We start from the raw sequence: 16,617 nt of genomic DNA, 5'->3' as shown, positions 1-16,617 counted from the left end.
TCGGCAACGCGGCTGGGGGTCCCCCCTCTGGGGGTGGGGGTGCCCCCTCTGGGGGTGGGGGTCCCCCCTCTGGGGGAGTGCCAGGCGTCGCGCGCCCGGCCGGGGATATGACACAGGCTCTGAACACCCGGGGGACCAGGACCATGGGCAGGACGGACAAGGCACCGCGCAGGCTCGACGAGCCGGCGAGCCGGGCCGGGCAGTGGCCGGACCGGTCCGCCGCCGCTCCCGGGCGGCACACCGCGGTCGTGGTCGCGGACCGGTTCGACCGGATGACATGGCGCGACACCTACGAGCAGTCGGCCGGACTGCGCGATCTGGCCGAGGAGTTCGACAAACGCCACGACGACAGCACCGACCTCCTGACCGACGTGTTCCTCGCCGCCTACAAGGTCGGACCGCGGTTGCGCGAGCGCGAGGAAATGGATCCCTCCCGGCTGGTCAACCACCAGGTCATCACCTCGCTGGTGGAGTCACCGGAGTTCGCCGAGCTGCGCCGGGACACGGCCGGCGACCCCTACGCCGCCGCCATGGCCGTACTCGCCCAGGCTGCCGCGCTGCGCGGGATGCTGGAGCGCTCCCGGGATGCCCGGGAGCGGGCCGAGCAGGCGAAGAAGGCACAGCAGACCGCCGAAGGCGCGGCGAGTGCCGTGAGCGAGGCGCTCCAGCAGGCCGCCGACGCCGCCGACGAGAGCGGCACCGTGCCGGCCCAGGCCGCCGACGCCGTACAACAGGCGATCGAGGCCGCCGAGGCCGCTGCGCGGCAGGCCGCACAGGACGCCGCGCGGGCCCTCGCGGCGGCGGTCCCCGGTGTCCGTGCCGCCGCCCGGAACGCGGCCGCGAAGGCCGCCGAGGCCGTGCGGCAGGAAGCCGCGCTGATGCGGGCGTGGGGCGTCGGTCCCGGCGAGCTGGAGCGGATGCCGTTCGACCAGCGTGCCCGCCTCGCCGAGCGGCTGCGCACCGGCCGTCTCGCACAGTGGGCCGAACTGATCGGCCGCTTCAGGCAGATGGCCGGCGGTGAGCGCGCCCGAAAGGTGGAGAACACCGCCGGGGAACTGGTCGGCGTCACGCTGGGCGACGACCTCTCCCGCGTCATCCCCTCCGAGCTGGCGGGCCTCGGCCTGCCCGAGCTGCGCGCGGTGTTCGCCGTGCGCTACGCCGCCGGGGAGCTGATGCTCTACGACAGCCAGGGCGAGCAGGCCACCGGCCAGGGCGCCGTCATCGCGTGCGTGGACACCTCGCACTCCATGTACGAGGCAGGGCCCGGCGGAGTCACCCGGGAGGCGTGGGCCAAGGCGTGTGCCCTGGCACTGCTGGATCAGGCCCGCCACGCGGGGCGTGACTTCGTCGGCATCCTGTTCTCCGCCGCCGACAAGATCCGGGTCTTCCGCTTCCCGGCCGGCCGGCCCGCCGACCTCGCCCAGGTGCTCGACTTCGCGGAGACCTTCCTCGGCGGCGGAACCAGCTACCAGAGGCCGCTGTCGGCGGCCGGAGAACTGCTGGAGGAGGAGTTCAACGACACCGCCCGCGCGCGCGGCGACATCGTGATGCTCACCGACGACGACTGCGGCGTCACCGAGACATGGATGCGCGGCTGGAACGACGCCAAGCACCGGCTGGGCTTCCGGGTCTTCGGCGTGGCCATCGGCGCCCCGCGCGTCGCCGAGGCCGACTCGGTCCTTCGGGCCCTGTGCGACAACCTCCGCTCCATCGAGGACCTCACCGACGTCCACGCCGCCGCCGACCTCTTCCGCGTGATCTGATCCACGTCCTGAAAGTGATCAAGCGCCGCGGCCAGGACGGCGGCCTGTACCGCTGCGACGCCGTCGTCGACAATGCCACCGTGGCCATCGCCTTCAGCGCCATCGGTTTGCCGCAGCACCCCGCCTTCCCCCCGGCCGTCCGATCGACCCCGGACCGCCCTCACCGCCTGACTGCCCGTCGGGCCGGACCGCGCGTCACCACACAGGAGTGAGCCCGTGGAAAACATGCTCGCGGCAGTACATCCGGCGCAGGCGATCACCGGACAGGTGCTGCTCGCCCTCGCGGTCATCGTCACCGCCGCCGGGCTCGGCGCCCGGTTGGCCGCGAAGGCGCGCCAGCCCGCCGTGGTCGGGGAGATCGTGGCGGGGATCGCCCTCGGGCCGAGCCTGCTCGGGCTTCTGCCCGGACACGTCACGGACCACTTGATACCCGAAGCCACGAGACCCCATCTGCAGGTGCTCGCCCAACTCGGGTTGGCGCTGTTCATGTTCGGCGTCGGCCACCACCTCGACCTGTCCCATCTGCGGGGCGCCGGACGACTGGTCACCTCGGTCTCCCTGGCCTCCGTCGCCGTTCCGTTCGGCCTGGGCGCAGGCCTGGCCGCTGTTCTGTTCCCATGGATGGACCGCACACAGATCGTCGCCGATGGCCGGCTCGGGCCCACGCTCTTCCTGGGGGCGGCGATGTCCATCACCGCGTTCCCCGTCCTGGCACGCATCCTCTACGACAAGGGGCTGCACCACGACCGCATCGGAGCCCTGGCTCTGGCAAGCGCAGCGCTGCAGGACGTCCTTGCCTGGTGCCTTCTTGCCGCGATCACCGTCAGCGTCCATGCCGGCAGCCTGTGGACACTGGCGCGCATGCTGATCGCTCTCACCGCACTGGTCCTGGCCCTGGCCTGCCTCGTACGGCCGGCCCTGGCGCGACTGCTCGTCCCCGGGCGGCGGTGGCTCACCCAGCCCCCGGGGCCCGTGGCCCTGCTGATCGCCGGCACGCTGCTGTGCGCCTGGCTCTCGGACTCCATCGGCCTGCACCCGGTCTTCGGCGCATTCGCCTTCGGGGCCGCTGTCCCACGAAAGCAGCTGGCGGCAACGGCTCCGGAGGCCGGCCGGCAGATCGAGCACATCAGCCTTGTGCTGTTACCGGTGTTCTTCACCGTCACCGGACTGTCCGTGCGGTTCGACGAGTTGGACGGTCGGGGACTCGTGATGGTCGCAGCCGTGCTCGTCGCCGCCTGTGCCGGGAAGTTCGCCGGCGGAGCAGGGGCGGCACGACTGGCCGGCGCCCCCGCCCGGCAGGCGTTGACCCTGGGCGTTCTCCTCAACGCGCGAGGCCTCACCGAGCTGATCATTCTCGATGTCGGGCTCGGCCTGCGGCTCATCGACACCCAGCTGTTCACGGCGATGGTCCTGATGGCGCTCGTGACCACCCTGATGACGGGCCCGCTTCTGGACCGTCTCCACCCGGCCCGTCCCTACGACGCCGCAGTTTCCGCGAGTCGTTCCGCTCCCGGGACCGCTGAATCGCAGACGGCCACGTCGCCGTCCGGCGTCGGGGTGAAACCGCCCCCCGAATGATCGCGGGCCGCACTGTCCCGAGCGGTGTGCGGCCCGCAGGGCGGCGATGCCGGCCTGGGGAGGGACGTCAGCGAGGAGCGATCGCCGCCTCGGCCGCGGCCTTGATCCGCCGGCCGAACGCCTCGGCGTCCCTGCGAGCCGCGGCGAGCGCCAGGCCGACGAGGAGCTTGCCCAGCCCGTGGCCCTCCAGGACGTTGTGGATACGGACCCGCGTCCCGCCGTCGGGCAACGGCTCCAGGTCGTAGCCGCCTTCGCGTGCCGTCACGGTGTTCTTCGAGACCTCGGCCCACCGGAGCCGCACGGGGGCTTCGAGAGAGGTGATGCGGAACTCGCGCGCGGTCTTCATGCCGGCGTCCTTGACCGTGCTCCGGAAGACCGTGCCCACGGAAGTCGGGGCGTCCGGGACGCGCTCGATCCTCAGGACCCGGGGGCTGAACTGGGGGTCGTTGCGGCCGTCGGCCAGGTAGGCGAACACCTCCGCGACGGGCCGGTCCACCTCGACCGTCGCTTCGAACTGTCCTGACATGGGCACTCCTCGTCGCTCGGACACGTGCGAAGGAACGCTGGGGACACACCGCACCGCAGGTCCTGCGCGGCGGCACTGCGACCCTACGGGACCTGAGGCCTTTCCGCGCGGTGTACGCCAGGACGGGCGACTGCTCCCTCGCCGGTGGGCCGTCATCCACCCGAGCAGAGACGGCTTTCCAGCGTCCGTGGCAGCGGACACACGCGCTCTGCGGGGAACAGCCGCGCGTATGCCTGGTGGACCACGATCGTGTCGGCACCGTAGTCTGCGCGAATCTGCTACCGGGGTGCCATGCAGCGCACCAGGAGGACCCAGCCATGAGCGGCGCTCACGTCTACGAATACAAGGTCGTCACGTTCCGGGAATCGCTGATCGGCGACGCCCTGGACAGCGACAAACTGGAGAAAGTCCTGAACAAGCACGCCGAGGACGGCTGGGGCCTCAAGGCCATCACCTCCGCCGACGTCAAGGGCCGCATAGGACCCGGAGCCGTCGAGGGCCTGCTGCTGACCTTCGAGCGCCCGCGCGGCTGACCCGGACCGCACCGGAACGCTCCGCAGCACCTCCCCACGGTCTCAGGCATCCCGCAACCGCCGAGCCGTACCGCCGACGACGAGTGCGCCCGCTGCCCGCAGGGCGAGTACGCAGAGGCCCGTCCATGGTCCGCACGGTGGCGCCGTCCGTGAGGGAGAGTGCGGCGGCCTTGGCGGCCAGGACGGTCGTGCGCCGCAGTACCGCCGCGAGCGCGGTGCGGATCAGGCCGGTGGTCAAGCCCTGCCACGTCCCCGAACTCGTGCTCCGGCTGCGGTCACCCGTGCGCCGACGCCCGTACGACCGCGCCCGCGCCCTCCGCGCCGCGGGTGTCGAAGTCGACCCCGCGCACCGCACGGTCCCCCGTGACGGGCGCCGCCTCGACCTCTCGGGCAAGGAGTTCGAGCTCCCGTCCGCCCTGGCGCCGTGCCCAGGTGTGTCACGTGACCGCGGGACCGCTCGCGCGTGACCGGAGTGGCGTGACCGGAATTCGGTGACTTCAGAGTCCGGGGCGCAGGGCGGAGGATCCTTCCGGAAAGTGATCGCGTCCGGCGCTGAATTCGACGGTCCATTCACCTCGGGGTCTCGCGGTCACCCTTCGTCCCGAGCAAAGGACACCCCTCCATGGTCGCTCGAAAATCCCGCCCCGCAGTGAGGAACGCATTAGGGCGCTGCGGTACGCCGACGCTCCGGAACCACGCATGACGTCCGCGACGTCCGCGGCCGGCATCGTCGAGGAACTGCGAGCCCGGACGGTGAACGGCGGGGCCGAGGAATTCCCCTACACCCTGCTTCTCGGGCATCTGCGGTCGGTGGGCAAGCACTTCCTGGACGCCGGACTTCTCCGCCTGCTCGACGAGATACGCGGTTCGCTGCCCCAGCCCGAGGGCCGCGACGGACCGTCCTTCCTGCACAGGTTCCTCGACGTCGTCCTCGACAAGCACGACGACCGCTACGACTACCCCAGTTACACCGCTCTGTCCCTGCTGACCCGGCCCGTCCCGGCCGACTGGCGCGAGGCGCTGCGGTCGCGCGACGAGACGGTGCTGCTCCTGCTCGCCGATCTCATACGGTTCGAGGAACGGTCGGCGACGGACACCCCGGACGCCCCGCACGGCATGCCCCCCTCGCCCGAACTGGTCGCCAAGCGCGCCCGGTTGGCCGTACGGGTGATGGAGCCCGCGGCCCTGCGCACGCTGCCGCCGGGGGGAGCCGTGGACCCCGTGGCCGTCGCCGCGGTCCCGGGCCGTACCCCGGGTGGCCCGCTGGCCGCGGAGATCCTGCGCACCGCCGGCCCGGAGGAGGACCTGGCGCTGGTCGGCAGCGTGCAGCCGGTGTACGTCCTGCACGACGAATACCTCTTTCTGCGCACCCTTCAGTCGTTCGAGACCACGTTCACCTTCATGTCGTCCGCCCTGGCCACGGCCGTACGACGGCTCGACGGGGACCGGCCGGGGGAGGCCGCCGACCTCGTCGGCACCGTGGCCGACGTCCTCAAGGAGTCCCTGCCCCTGTTCTCGCTGCTGGCGACCATGCGGCCGGAGGCCTTCCAGACCTTCAGGACGTTCACCGAGGGCGCGAGCGCCATCCAATCGGCCGGCTACAAGACCTTCGAGTCCCTGTGCTCCACGCCCAGCCACGGACGGCTCGCCTCCCCGGCCTACACCTCCGTGCCGCAGGTGCACGCCTGGGTGACGAACGGGCAGGCCACCGTCCAGGACACCTGGCACGGCCTGATCGCCGCACACCGGCTGGACCCCGCGGACGACGCGGCGCTCAGGGCGGCCGCCGACCGGCTGGAATCGGTGCACCAGCGGTGGAAGCAGACCCACTACCGCCTGGCCGTACGGATGATCGGCGAACGCTCCGGCACCGGATACACCGAGGGCGTGCCCTACCTCGCGGCGGTCCTCGACAACCGGCTGTTCCCGGCCCGGGACCGGCACGGCGCCCTCGTCGGCTGAGCCCGCCCCCACGCCCACGCACACCCGCCCGGAGGCGTTCGCAGCGATGAGCAGACAAGCACAGCCCGGCAGGCCCGGCACGGCCCGCCGGATCATGAACCCCGCGGAGAGCAACCGCCTCTTCGTGTACGAGTACGACCGGGGCAGCAACTACGAGGAGGACACCCGGCTCACCGCCGCTCTGTCGGCGCTGCTGCCGGAGAACGAACTGGTCCACCCGGACCAGCGGCTGTTCCAGACGGTGCACCTGATCACCGAGTACGCGTGGTGCGAGATGCACTACGAGATGCGCCGTGCGGCGCAGGGCCTGGGGGAGCGCGACTACCTTCTCGCCGCCCGGCTCCTGGAACGCGCCGCCGCGATGGGAGACGTCGCGGTCCGGGCCGTGTGCGCGCTGCTGGACTTCCTCCCGCAGGAGAGCCTGCTGCTGATGCGCGAGACCTTCCCGGAGAACACCACGGGTCTCGACTCGCCCGGCGCCCGCAACCTGCGCCGCGCGGCCGGCGCGCTGTGGCAGGCGACGGAGGCCGCCCTCGTCCGCGAGGGGATCGGTATGCGTGACGTCATCGCCGCGCAGGGCCGTGCCGCAGCGCCGGCCCGCGAGGACCGGGCCCCCGACCTCGCCCTCGTACGGCAGGCGCTGCTCAGGCTCGACGGCGCGGTCGCCGCCTGGAAGCACCACCACCTGCGCCTGGTGTGGTCCCAGCTCGGCGGCCACCCCGAGACCGCTCCGTCCGCCGGCCCGTCCGCCGGCCCGTCCGCCGGCCCGGACACCCGCGACGACCTGCCCAAGAGCCTGCGCGGCCAGTCCACGGCGGGCGTCCGCGCCATGGCCGAGCGGAGCCTCTTCCCCCGGCTGTGGGACTCCGTGGACGACACCTACCGGGCGTTCGTGCCCGACGAGCAGACACCCGCCTGAGCGGACGAGCGCCGATCCCGCACGGGCGGCGGCCGAGACCATGTACGGAAGGACACGACTGCCGTGACGGCGACCGAACCCGAGACCCGCGGCACCGCCGAGCTCACCGAACTGGTGCGCAAGGCCTGGGCCGAGGCGCTCGGGCACGACGAATTTACCGACGAGGACCACTTCTTCCACGTCGGCGGCCACTCCCTGGGCGCGCTGCACGTCGTCAGGGACCTGGGCGCGGAGCTGGGCCGGAAGATCCCGGTGCGGGTCCTCTTCGGCAACCCCACGGTGCGCGGGCTGGCCGAGAAGCTGGCGGCCGACGCGTGAGCGGCCCCACGACCGGGCTGCCGGTCTCGGCCGCCCAGACGGAGATCTGGCTCGCCGACCGCAGCGAGCCGGAGTCGGGCCGCTACAACGTACCGCTGGCCCTGGAGTTCCTCGGCGACCTCGATGTGACGGCCCTGCGGTCGGCCCTCGCCGGCCTGCTCGTCCGCCGGCCCGCGCTGGCCGGCCGCTTCGACACCGACGACGGGGAGCTCCGGTTCCGCCCGGAGCCGACGGCACCGCTTCCCCTGAGTGTCGTACGGCGGTCCGGCTCGTGCCGCTCCGAAGGCGCGCGGGAGGAGGCGGTCCGGGCGGCGCAGCGTCCCCTGGACCTGAGCGGCGCGCCCCTGCTGCGGGCCGAGGCACTGCTCCACGACGACGGCGCCCTGGTAGTCCTGACGGTGCATCACATCGTCGCCGACGGACGCACCTTGGACGTCCTCGCGGCCGACGTGCTCGCCGCCTACCGTGCCCACGCGGGCGGCCCCGGACCCGACACCGCGGACGTCGTCGCGGCCACGGAAGCGGTGGAGCCCGGCCCCACCGAGCACGCGCCCTCCGCCCACTGGCGGGACCTCCTCGCCGACGACCCCGTCACCCTCGGCCCGCTGCCCGACCTGGTCCGGTCCGAGGAGCGGCTGCGGGGCACGGCCGGCTGGGTCAAGCGCACCCTGTCCCCGGCGCGCCTCACCGCCGTACGGGACGTTGCCGTCCGTCACTCCGTGTCCCCGGCCGTCGTGCTGCTGGCCGCGTGGAGCCTGCTGCTGCACGCCTGGTCCGGCGAGGCGGACGGTGTCCTGGGCATGCCCTTCGCGGGCCGTGACGAGCCGGGCACCGAAGACGCGGTGGGGCTGTTCACCCGGGTGCTCCCGGTCCGCAGCCGTATGGCCGCCGACGACGAGTTCGGCGCGTACGCACAGCGGTTGGGCGAACAGGTCCTGGACTCCATGGAGGCGCTCGCCACCGACGGACCCCCGCCCCCGGCGACGACTCCGCCGTACCGCGCGGTGTTCCTGCACCAACCGCACACCGGCGGCACCCACGAAGTGCCCGGAGCCACCGTGCGCGTGGTGCACCTGGACACCGCCTCGGCCAAGTACGACCTCGCCCTGGCCGCCCTGGAACACTCCGACCGGCTGGAACTGCGCATCGACTACGACACCGGCCTGTACACCGGGACCTCCGCCGCGTTGATGGCCGGTCAGCTCGACAGGCTGCTGTCGGCCGCCGAGCACCCGGGCGCTTGCTGCGGGGAACTGCTCGCCGCGCTCGCCGGATCACCGGAAGGCGACGCCCGCGCCCCGCACGCCGACGACCCCGCCCCGCGAACCGGAGTGCCCGAACTGGTCCTGCGGGAGGCCCACCGCGCGCCCGACGCCGTCGCCGTCGTGCACGGCGAGGACACCCTCACCTACCGTGCCCTCACCGAGAACGCGGCCCGCGCCGCGCACTGGCTCCGCTCCGAGGCCGGCGTCCGGGACGGTGACTTCGTCGCGCTGCTGCTGCGGCCCGGTGCGTACACGATCACCGCGATGCTGGCCGTCGCCATGGCCGGGGCCGCGTATCTGCCCCTCGACCCCGACCACCCCGACGCCCGCCTGCGGCTCGTCCTGGACGACGCCCGCCCCCGGCTGCTCATCGCCGAGACCGCCGACACCGGCGGGGCGCCCGACGGCCTGCCCGTCCACACCCCACAGGGCATCGCCCGCGCGGCCGCCGCCCTGCCCAGCACGCCGCCCGACGTCGACATCCGACCCGAGAGCGTGCTCAACGTCCTCTACACCTCCGGCTCCACCGGTCGTCCCAAGGGCGTCCTGCTGCACCACGGCGGTGTGGTGCGCCTGATGCACCGGCCCGGCTTCCTGCCGCTCGGACCCGACGACACCGTCTCCCACCTCTCCCCGCTCAACTTCGACGGCGCGACCTACGAGATCTGGGGTGCCCTCACCCACGGTGCCCGGCTGGCCGTCCTCGACAAGGAACTCGTCCTCGACCCGCCCGCCCTGCGCACCGCCGTCCGCGCCCTGGGCGTGACCACCCTGCTGGTCACCACGCCACTGCTCAACCGCCTCATCGAGGACGCGCCCGACCTGCTCCAGACGCTGCGCCGGGTGTACTTCGGCGGCGAGCTGGTCTCCGTACCGCATCTGCGCAAGGCGCTGCGCTGGGCCCGCCCCGGCACGCTGCTGCACAGCTACGGCCCCACGGAGAACTCCTTCACCTCCACCTGGTGCCCCGTCGACGAGGTGCCCGAGGCGGCCCGCACCCTGTCCATCGGCTCCCCGGTGCCCGGCACCCGCGCCCACGTCGTCTTCGAGGGCACCCTCGTCCCCGCGCCGCCGTACATGCCCGGCGAGCTCGTCCTCGGCGGCGACGGTGTGGCCCTCGGCTACCTCGGCGATCCCGCCCGCACCGCCGAGCGGTTCTGGGCCGACCCGTTCGGCGCCGAGCCGGGCGGCAGGCTCTACCGCACCGGTGACCGGGTGCGGTGGACCGCCGACGGCCGTCTGGAGTTCATCGGGCGGGCCGACAACCAGATCAAGATCAGGAGTCAGCGGGTCGAGCTGGGCGAGGTCGAGTCCGCCCTGCGTGCCCACCCGGACGTCACCGCGGCCTTCGTCACCAGCCGCCGCAACGACCGCGACGAGAAGGAGATCGTCGGCTACGCGGTGCTCGCCCGGCCCGGCGACCGGCCGGAGGTCATGCGACACCTGAGGGCGAGCCTGCCGGCGTTCGCCGTCCCCTCCCACCTGATCGTCCTCGACGAACTCCCGCTCACCCCCAACGGCAAGATCGACCGGCGGCGCCTGCCCCGTCCCGGGGACACCCCGGCGCCGCCGCGGACCGAGACCCGCGCCGCCACCGCCGCCGGTACCGCCATCGCCACCGGTACCGCCCCGGCACCGGGCCTCCGGCAGGCCGTGTACGACGCCTGGCGGGAACTGCTGGGCGGGCGCGACGTCGGCCCCGACGACAACTTCTTCGACGTGGGCGGACACTCGCTCCTCCTGGTCCGGCTCCAGGCGGCCCTCCACCGCGCGAGCGGGACCAGGCCCTCCATCGGCGACCTGCTGCGCCACACCACCGTCCGGTCGCAGACCCGGCTGCTCGGCGGCGACGAGAGCGACACCCCCCGCACGACCGCCGCGCGCTTCACGGGCTTCGCCACGTCCTCCGGGGTCTCCGCGTCCTCCACGTCCTCCGCCTCATCCCGGCCATCCGGCCCCTCCGGCCCCGACGACGCCGTCGCCGTCATCGGCATGGGCGCGCGCTTCGCCGGCGCCGCCGACCTGGCCGCCTTCTGGGACAACCTGCGCACCGGACGGGACTGCTTCACCGAGGGACCCGGACCGCTGATCACCGAACTGCCCGGCGGACAGCGGCGGGTGGCGCGCTGGGGCATGGCCGCAGAGGGCGCACGCTACGACGCCGACCTTCTCGGGTTCGGCGAGGAGGACCTGCGCCACGGCGACCCCCAGCAGGGAGTGCTGCACGAGGTGCTGTGGTCGGCCGTGGAGGACGCCTCCCTGCGCCTGTCGGACATCGCCTCCCGCACCAGCCTCTACGCCGGCTGCCCCAAGGTCCTCGACACCGACCCCGAGGCCCGGGTGGACGACGTCGTCAACGCCGACCCCACCTTCGTCGCCTCACGCTTCGCCTACCTGCACGACCTGTGGGGCGAGGCCCTGCTGCTCGACACCGCCTGCTCCACGGGCCTGTACGCGGTCCACCTCGCCTGCCGCAGCCTGCTCACGGGCAGCAGCGACTACGCCCTCGCCGGAGCGGTCTCCCTCGACCCGGCCTCCGACGGCAGCTACCGCTACCGTCCCGGTTTCCTCTACGCCGACGACGGCATGTGCCGGCCCTTCGACCGGCGCGCGTCCGGAACCGTGGGCGGGTTCGGCGCCGGAGCGGTGCTGCTGCGCCGCCTCGCCGACGCCGAACGCGACGGGGACCCGGTGTACGCGGTGATCCGGGGGAGCGCGGTCAACAACGACGGCAGGGCCCGCATCGGCTACTCCGCACCCGGAGTGGAGGGCCAGTCCCGGGTCATTCGCGACGCCCTGGCCGCCGCCGGGGTCGGCGGCTCGGACATCGGCTACGTCGAGGCCCACGGCACCGGGACCCGCCTCGGCGACGCCATCGAGATCACAGCCCTGGCCGACGCGCTCGGGCGGACGGGCCCGCCGGTCGCCGTCGGCGCCGTCAAGGCCTCGATCGGGCACTGCAACACCGCCGCCGGGATCGCCGGACTCATCAAGACCGTGCTCGCCGTCCACCACGGGCATCTGCCCGCCACTCCCAACGTCGCCGAACCCATCGACGAACTCGCCGCGGGCAGCCGTCTGTCCCTGCTGAGCGAGGGCCGTGCCTGGACCGAGCGGACGGACCGGCCGCGCACGGCGGGCGTCAGCTCCTTCGGCGTGGGCGGCACCAACGCCCATGTGGTGGTGCAGCAGCACCGGACGGCCGCGCCGGGCGCGGCCCTCCTCCCGCAGCCGGAAAGGGTGTGACCCGCCGTGAACCGACCCATGACCCCGGACCGACCCATGACCCCGGACCGACCCATGACCCCGAAGCGACCCATGCCCCCGACGGACGTCCCCCGCGTGCTGGCCGTGTCGGCCCGGGACCCCGAGTCCCTGGCCGCCACATGTGCCCGCCTGGCCGCGTGGCTCAAGGACACACCGGACGCCGACCTCGACGACGTCGCCCTGACCCTCCAGACCGGCCGCGAACGCTTCCCCTGCCGGTACGCCGTCACCGGCGGCTCCGCCGCCGAGGCCGCCGCACTGCTCGCGGCCCCCGGCACCGTCCCCGGCCCCCCGCCCCCGCGGGCACCGGGCGACGGGCCCGTCCTGCGGCTCGACGGCGCCCCGCTCACCACGGCACCCCTGGATCTCCCCGAAGTGGCCGACGCCCTGCGGATCGCCCAGGAGCACGCCGTCGACTGCGCGGCGGCCCGTACCGTCGCCGTCCTCTACGGTCTGGCAGCCTGGCTGCGGGCCCGCCGCGTGATCCCGCGCGCCGTACGCGGAACGGGACTTGGCGCCCTCGCCGCCGCCGCGGCACGCGGCGACCTCCCCCTGGCCGACGCCCTGCTGGCCGCCGCCGAGGGCGCCCCGGCGGACGACGAGACCCTCCCCGAGGAGGACGACGGAACACCCGTCGTCCTGATCGGCGTACCCCGGCCGGACGCGGTCGACGCGGTCGTCCTCGATCCGGCCGACGCCACGTCCCGCGCGCGGCTGCTCGCCGAACTGTGGCGGCTGGGCTACGACGTCGACACCTCACTCGGCCGACCCGGACGCCGGGTCAGGCTGCCCGGCCATCCGTTCCGGCGCCGCGCAGCCGGCGGCCCCGCCACGGACGACACCTCCGCCACCCGCCCCCTCACCCCGTACGAACAGCGCTGGCTCTTCTATGACCTGGTCCGGCACGGCTCCTCCGGCGACCACATCACGGCCGTCGCGACCGTCGTTCCGGGACCTTCCCCCACGCCCGACGCCCTGAGCGCCGCCTTCGCCGAACTCCAGCGCCGGCACCCGGCGCTGCGCACCATCTTCAGTGAACCGGGAGGACGCTGGCGGGCCCGCACCCCGCCCACCCCACAGGCGGAGCCGGTCCACCTCACCCCCGACCCCGACGACGGGCCGGAAGTCCTGCACGTGGCGGTCCTGGACGCGGCACGGCAGCCGCTCCCGCTGCGCGACACACCGCTGGTGCGCTGCTGCCTGCGCGCCGGACCCGCCCACTGGGCGCTGGCGCTCGCCGTCTACGAACCGCTCACCGCCACGCTCGCCCCCCGGCGGCTGCTCGACGAACTCATCGGCCTCGCCACCGCCGACGCCTCGCCGGGACTCCGACTCGTCCGACACGGAACGGAATCACCATGACGCTCCTGCACACCCCGCCGCACACTCTGCCCGCCGACTGGTACGGCGCGGCGCCCGCCCCGATCGGCGTCGACCAGGCCTTCAACGGCTATGTCGCCGCGACCGTGGTGCACACCCTCGACCGGCTCGGCGTCTGGGACCGGCTGGCCGCCGAACCCCGCCTGGACATCCCCGGTTTCGTGCGCTCCGCCGGGCCCGCCGTCCGTGAACGCGTCGTCCGCGAGGTCCTGCGCGCCGCGGCCGTCTGCGGCTGGCTGCGGCTGGAGGACGGCGGCGACACGGCCGTCCTCACCGACGCCGGACACGAGACGCTCCGGATGCGCGGCTACTTCACCTGGGCGGTCGGCGGCTACAGCGACGTGTTCTCCGGGGCGGCCCGACTGGCCACCGGCGAGGCCACCTTCGGCGAGACCCTGCTGCGCGACGAGGCGATGGTCGCCCTCGGCTCCGGCCAGAACGACCGCTCCTTCATGTCCAGCACCCTCGACGAGGTCCTCGACGGCATCGACTTCCGCACCCTCGCCGACCTCGGCAGCGGCATCTCCGCCCGGGTCAGCCGGGTCGTCGGCGCCCGGCCCGGCACCCGCGGCCTGGGCCTCGACATCAGCGGCCCCGCCACCGAACTCGGCCACCGCACCATCGCCGAGGCCGGCCTGGAGGACCGGGTCCGGGCGATCCGTGCCGACGTGCTCGACGTGTGCCACCGCGAGGCCCACCGCGACGCCATCGCCGAGGTGGACACCGTGATGAGCTTCTTCCTGCTGCACGACCTGCTCGCCGACCCCGACACGCGCCCCCACCTGTTCACCCGGCTGCGCGAGGCGTTCCCGGCCGCCCGGACCTTCGTCCTCGCCGACACCACGCTCCGCCCAGACGCCGAGGGCTCCACCACCCTGCCGGTGTTCTCCCTCGGCTACGAACTCGCCCACGCGCTCATGGGCGTACCGCTGCACACCAAGGAGACCTACGAGGAACTGTTCGCGGCCGCCGGTCTGCACCCGGTCCGCACGGTCCCCTTCGGCACCCCGCACTCCTGGCTGTACGTCCTGGAGGCGCGGTGAGCGCCAACCCCCTCGCGGTCTGGCGGGACTTCTCCCCGCGCACCCGGGCCGTGCTGGCCGTCAACGCGGTCAACTCCTTCGGCGGCGGCCTGGTCCTGCCGTTCCTGTGGATCTACCTGGACCAGGTCCGCGGCCTCGCGTCCTGGGTCCCCGCCGCCACCCTCGCCGTACAGGCGGCCACCTCTGTCGTCGGCGGCCTCGCCTGGGGCGCGGTCCTGGACCGCCTCGCGCCGCGCCCCGTCGTCACCCTGGTGATGTGCGTCGCCGGCCTGGGCACCGGCCTGTACGCCTTCGCCACCTCGGCGCCGGCCGCGCTCACCGCCGCCGTCGTGTACGGGCTCGGCATCAGCGGGGTGGGCACGGTCCTGCGCTACCTGTACGCCGGTGCCGCCACGGCCCGGGAGCGCGGGCTCGCGTTCTCCGCCGACTACGCCGTGTTCAACGCGATGACCGGGCTCGGCGTCCTCGTGGGCGGGCTGGTCGCCGCCTCGGGACCGGGGTCCCGCGCGGGCCGCTTCGCGGCGCTCTACGTCGCCGACGGCCTCACCTTCGTGGCCGCCGGCGCCGCCTTCTTCCTGCTGCTGCCGCGCATCGAGCGCGGCGACGGGCGAAAGGCGGAGGCAAAGGCGGAGGCAAGGGGACCGGCCGGCTACCGCGAGGTGCTGGGACAGCGGTCTCTCGCGGTGCTGCTGGCCACGGTCACGCTGTGCTCGCTGGTGTCGTACGGGCAGCTCAGGTCGGGTCTGCCGGGCTATCTCACGGCCGACGGCGCGGTGGGGCCGGAGGGACTGTCCGGCACCTTCGCCGTGAACATCGTCGTCGCCGTGCTCACCCAGGTCGTCCTCGGCGAACGCGTGCAACGGGTGCGCCGCAGCACCGTGCTGTCCGTGACCGGCGTCCTGTGGGCGGCGGCCTGGGCCCTCGTCCTGGTCGCGGGCCGCCAGCACGGCACCCCCGCGACCGCCACGGCCATGGCCGGGGTGCTGCTGCTGTCGGTGGGCGAGGCACTGGTCTTCCCCGTGGTCACCGGCCTGCTCAACGACCTCGCCGGGGAACGCGTCCGGGGCCGGGCCAACGCCATGCTGTCCGTGGCCGTCTCCACCGGCTCGGTGGCCGGACCCCTCCTCGCCGGAGCCACGCTTCCGCTCGCCGACGGCCTGCCCATGGTCGTCGCCCTCATCGCGGTCTGCGCCGCCGTCGCCCTCGTGGGACCGCTGCTGCGCCGCACCCTGCCGGCCGACGCCGACCTGCCCGACCCGGCATCCGACGCCGAGCACACGGCCGCCGCCCCCGCCACCGCCGCCAGCGGCTCCTAGGAGGTACCCCGACATGCAGCACTGGCCGCTGAGCGGCATCACCGTACGCACCCCGCTCGTCGAGCTGCGCTGGCCGACCCCGCGGGACCTCGACGCGCTCGCCGCCCTCGGCGCCGAGGGCGTGCACGCGCCCGGGTTCATGCCCTTCTTCTCCCAGTGGACGGACGGCGATCCGGCCACCGTCGCCCGCCGGGTCCTCCAGCGCCACTGGAAGGCCATGGCGGACTGGAGCGCCGAGGACTGGACCCTGTACCTGGTGGTGGTGCACGACGGCGAGGTGGTGGGCTCCCAGTCGCTCGGCGCGCGCGACTTCGCGGTGACCCGAGAGGTGCTCCTGACGTCCTGGCTGGGCCTGCGCCACCAGGGCCTGGGCCTCGGCGGTCATGCCCGCGCCGCCGTTCTCGAACTGGCCTTCGGCGGACTGGGTGCCGAGGACGCGTTCTCCGTCGTACGGCGGGGGAACACCGCCTCGCAGGCGGTGTGCCGCAAGTTCGGCTTCACCCAGGACGGTACCCAGGTCAACGCCGTACGTGGGGTGCGCGCCGTCAGCGACCGCTACCGGCTGCGCCGCGCGGACTGGGCGGCGTCCCGCGCCGTCCCCGCGGAGATCGACGGCCTGGAGCCCGCGCTCGGCATGTTCGGCGCCGAGCCCACGACGGCCGAGCCCGCGGCGACCGCGCTGGCCGCCACTCTCTCCGGCGTGCGGTACGCGCCCGACCCCGACCACGTCGACGCCTGAGGACACCG

The 16,617-nt window shown here is 73.8% G+C and carries 14 protein-coding genes; 13 read left to right on the top strand and 1 reads right to left on the bottom strand.

The features are described 5' to 3' along the window. Nucleotides 1–143: 143 nt before the first annotated feature. Genes ACLZN2_RS25210 through ACLZN2_RS25200 form a run of 3 tightly spaced genes read left to right on the top strand, consistent with a single transcriptional unit; the run spans nucleotide 144 to nucleotide 3,341 of the window. Nucleotides 144–1,763 carry a VWA domain-containing protein gene (locus ACLZN2_RS25210; RefSeq protein WP_416981284.1) on the top strand — a complete coding sequence of 540 codons (1,620 nt, stop codon included), beginning with the start codon at nucleotides 144–146 and terminating at the stop codon, nucleotides 1,761–1,763. A 14-nt stretch (nucleotides 1,764–1,777) separates the two neighbouring features. Further along, entirely contained in the window at nucleotides 1,778–1,975 is a 198-nt protein-coding gene (locus tag ACLZN2_RS25205) for a hypothetical protein (RefSeq protein ID WP_416981283.1), read from the top strand. A gap of 13 nt (nucleotides 1,976–1,988) precedes the next feature. Beyond that, nucleotides 1,989–3,341 (top strand): cation:proton antiporter, encoded by a 1,353-nt coding sequence (locus ACLZN2_RS25200; protein WP_416981380.1) that lies wholly within the window; start codon nucleotides 1,989–1,991, stop codon nucleotides 3,339–3,341. 67 nt (nucleotides 3,342–3,408) lie between these two features. Here ACLZN2_RS25200 and ACLZN2_RS25195 read toward each other — a convergent pair whose 3' ends face one another. Continuing rightward, nucleotides 3,409–3,867 (bottom strand): SRPBCC family protein, encoded by a 459-nt coding sequence (locus ACLZN2_RS25195; RefSeq protein WP_416981282.1) that lies wholly within the window; start codon nucleotides 3,865–3,867, stop codon nucleotides 3,409–3,411. A gap of 317 nt (nucleotides 3,868–4,184) precedes the next feature. Between ACLZN2_RS25195 and ACLZN2_RS25190 the strand changes: the two genes are divergently transcribed. The 10 genes from ACLZN2_RS25190 (at nucleotide 4,185) to ACLZN2_RS25145 (ending at nucleotide 16,609) form a co-directional block, all read left to right on the top strand. Further along, on the top strand, nucleotides 4,185–4,400 hold the full coding sequence (locus tag ACLZN2_RS25190) for a DUF4177 domain-containing protein (RefSeq protein WP_416981281.1): 216 nt from the start codon (nucleotides 4,185–4,187) through the stop codon (nucleotides 4,398–4,400). A 188-nt stretch (nucleotides 4,401–4,588) separates the two neighbouring features. Continuing rightward, nucleotides 4,589–4,867: a hypothetical protein gene (locus ACLZN2_RS25185; protein WP_416981280.1), complete on the top strand. Its 279-nt coding sequence runs from the start codon at nucleotides 4,589–4,591 to the stop codon at nucleotides 4,865–4,867. Nucleotides 4,868–5,099: 232 nt separating this feature from the next. Beyond that, the gene (locus ACLZN2_RS25180) at nucleotides 5,100–6,362 is read left to right on the top strand and encodes a tryptophan 2,3-dioxygenase (RefSeq protein WP_416981279.1); all 1,263 of its coding nucleotides are present in this window, start codon (nucleotides 5,100–5,102) and stop codon (nucleotides 6,360–6,362) included. A gap of 46 nt (nucleotides 6,363–6,408) precedes the next feature. After that, nucleotides 6,409–7,281: a hypothetical protein gene (locus tag ACLZN2_RS25175; protein WP_416981278.1), complete on the top strand. Its 873-nt coding sequence runs from the start codon at nucleotides 6,409–6,411 to the stop codon at nucleotides 7,279–7,281. 63 nt (nucleotides 7,282–7,344) lie between these two features. Further along, on the top strand, nucleotides 7,345–7,599 hold the full coding sequence (locus ACLZN2_RS25170) for an acyl carrier protein (RefSeq protein ID WP_416981277.1): 255 nt from the start codon (nucleotides 7,345–7,347) through the stop codon (nucleotides 7,597–7,599). Continuing rightward, nucleotides 7,596–12,110 carry an amino acid adenylation domain-containing protein gene (locus ACLZN2_RS25165; protein ID WP_416981276.1) on the top strand — a complete coding sequence of 1,505 codons (4,515 nt, stop codon included), beginning with the start codon at nucleotides 7,596–7,598 and terminating at the stop codon, nucleotides 12,108–12,110. The genes ACLZN2_RS25170 and ACLZN2_RS25165 overlap by 4 nt, the downstream gene beginning before the upstream one ends. Nucleotides 12,111–12,164: 54 nt before the next feature. Next, nucleotides 12,165–13,493 carry a hypothetical protein gene (locus ACLZN2_RS25160; protein WP_416981275.1) on the top strand — a complete coding sequence of 443 codons (1,329 nt, stop codon included), beginning with the start codon at nucleotides 12,165–12,167 and terminating at the stop codon, nucleotides 13,491–13,493. Next, a complete protein-coding gene (locus tag ACLZN2_RS25155) occupies nucleotides 13,490–14,554 on the top strand; it encodes a methyltransferase (protein WP_416981274.1) in 1,065 nt (354 codons plus the stop codon). Before ACLZN2_RS25160 ends, ACLZN2_RS25155 begins: the two co-directional genes overlap by 4 nt. Continuing rightward, entirely contained in the window at nucleotides 14,551–15,870 is a 1,320-nt protein-coding gene (locus ACLZN2_RS25150) for an MFS transporter (protein ID WP_416981273.1), read from the top strand. Before ACLZN2_RS25155 ends, ACLZN2_RS25150 begins: the two co-directional genes overlap by 4 nt. Nucleotides 15,871–15,883: 13 nt before the next feature. Continuing rightward, the gene (locus tag ACLZN2_RS25145; protein ID WP_416981272.1) at nucleotides 15,884–16,609 is read left to right on the top strand and encodes a GNAT family N-acetyltransferase; all 726 of its coding nucleotides are present in this window, start codon (nucleotides 15,884–15,886) and stop codon (nucleotides 16,607–16,609) included. Nucleotides 16,610–16,617 lie beyond the last annotated feature (8 nt).

The organism is Streptomyces sp. T028, from assembly GCF_048159505.1.
Lineage (GTDB): Bacteria > Actinomycetota > Actinomycetes > Streptomycetales > Streptomycetaceae > Streptomyces.
The sequence above is the reverse complement of the archived record's forward strand: the minus strand, read 5'-3'. Positions and strand labels throughout refer to the sequence as shown.